Below are 1,848 nucleotides of genomic sequence, written 5' to 3' on the forward strand. Positions count from 1 at the left end.
GTCAAACCCGAAAACGTGTTGATCTCCGATGAGGGCGACGTCAAAATCGTCGACTTCGGTTTGGTGCGGGCGGTCGCCGCAGCCGGAATCACTTCCACCAGCGTCATTCTCGGCACCGCCGCCTACCTGTCCCCCGAACAAGTCCGGGACGGAAACGCCACCCCGCGCAGCGACGTCTATGCCGTGGGCATTGTGGCCTACGAGCTGCTAACCGGACAGACGCCGTTTTCCGGCGACTCGGCATTGTCGGTCGCATACCAACGCCTTGATACCGACGTGCCCGTCCCCAGCACCGTGATCGACGGCGTTCCCGCGCAATTCGACGAGCTGGTCGGTCGCGCTACGGCGCGTGACCCCGCCGCCCGCTACGCAGACGCACAAGAAATGGGCGCCGAACTGCAAGCGATCGTCGACGAGTTGGCGCTACCGGAATTTCGGGTGCCCGCGCCGCGCAACTCCGCACAACACCGCTCGGCCGCGCTGCATCACAGCCAGATCGACCAACACCAGACCACGGAGGCGCAACAGCCGCCAGCCCAGCGGCCACCGGTGCACCACCCCACTCGTCAGCTGACCCGGGGACCCCAGGACTGGCCGGCTGAACCCGACGCGCGGACCGATGACGAATACCAAGAGCTATCAGGCCAATTCGCCGGGATCGACCTGATCGAGTTCGCACTCGAGCGCCAGCACGCCCGACGCATGGTGCTGATCTGGGTTGCGGTCGTGTTGTCGGTCACCGGGATGATTGCCGCCGCGGCATGGACCATCGGCAGCAACCTGAGCGGATTGCTCTAGCTGCCGTCGCGGGAGAATCTTGTTCAGTCGCGCAACATTTCGGCGACCAGGAACGCCAGCTCCAAAGACTGCTGGGTGTTCAGCCGCGGGTCGCATGCCGTCTCATAGCGGCCGGCCAGGTCGGTGTCCGAAATGTCTTGCGCGCCACCTAGACACTCGGTGACGTTGTCTCCGGTGATCTCGACATGGATACCTCCCGGGTGGGTGCCCAGCGCCCGGTGCACCTCGAAGAAGCCCTGCACCTCGTCGACAATGCGGTCGAAATGCCGTGTTTTGTAACCGGTGGACGACTCGTGGGTGTTGCCGTGCATGGGATCGCACTGCCAGATCACCTGATGACCGGTGGCTTGCACCTTCTCGATGATCGGCGGCAACAGGTCGCGCACCTTGTTGTTGCCCAGCCGGCTCACCAGGGTCAACCGCCCCGGCTTGTTGTGCGCGTCAAGGCGCTCGACGTATTCGACGGCTTGCTCGGGTGTCGTCGTCGGCCCGATCTTGACGCCGATCGGGTTCGCGATCACCTCGGCCAACGCGATGTGCGCGCCGTCGAGTTGCCGGCTCCGGTCGCCGATCCAAAGGTAGTGCGCCGACAGGTCATACAGCTGCGGCTTGCCGTCCTCCTGGTGAGACAGCCGTAGCATGGCTCGCTCGTAGTCGAGCACCAAAGCTTCATGGCTGGCGTAGATTTCGGCGGTCTGCAGGTTGCGGTCGGCCACCCCGCAAGCGCTCATGAATTTCAGGCCCCGGTCTATCTCGCTGGCCAGCGCCTCGTAGCGCGCGCCGGCCGGCGAGGTCCGGACGAATTCCCGGTTCCAGTCGTGCACCAGATGCAGCGACGCCAGCCCGGACGATGTCAGGGCGCGCACCAGGTTCATCGCCGTACCAGCGTTGGCGTAAGCCCGTACCAACCGCGACGGGTCGTGCTCACGCGCCGCGGCGTCTGGGGCGAATCCGTTTACCATGTCGCCGCGGTAGGAGCGCAATCCGAGCGCGTCGAGGTCCGACGACCGGGGCTTGGCGTACTGCCCGGCGATGCGGGCTAACTTGACC

Annotated in this window: 2 protein-coding genes; one reads left to right on the top strand and one right to left on the bottom strand. The window is 65.2% G+C overall.

All coding sequences use genetic code 11. From position 1 onward, the window contains the following. Positions 1 to 798: protein kinase domain-containing protein (locus WAN71_RS27370; RefSeq protein ID WP_422228328.1), on the top strand; the 798-nt coding region annotated here is incomplete at its 5' end. 23 nt (positions 799 to 821) lie between these two features. Here the strand turns inward: WAN71_RS27370 and WAN71_RS27375 are convergent. Then, positions 822 to 1,848: 3-deoxy-7-phosphoheptulonate synthase (locus WAN71_RS27375; protein ID WP_422228329.1), on the bottom strand; the 1,027-nt coding region annotated here is incomplete at its 5' end.

This window comes from Mycobacterium sp., assembly GCF_049280035.1.
In the GTDB taxonomy this organism is placed as follows: domain Bacteria; phylum Actinomycetota; class Actinomycetes; order Mycobacteriales; family Mycobacteriaceae; genus Mycobacterium.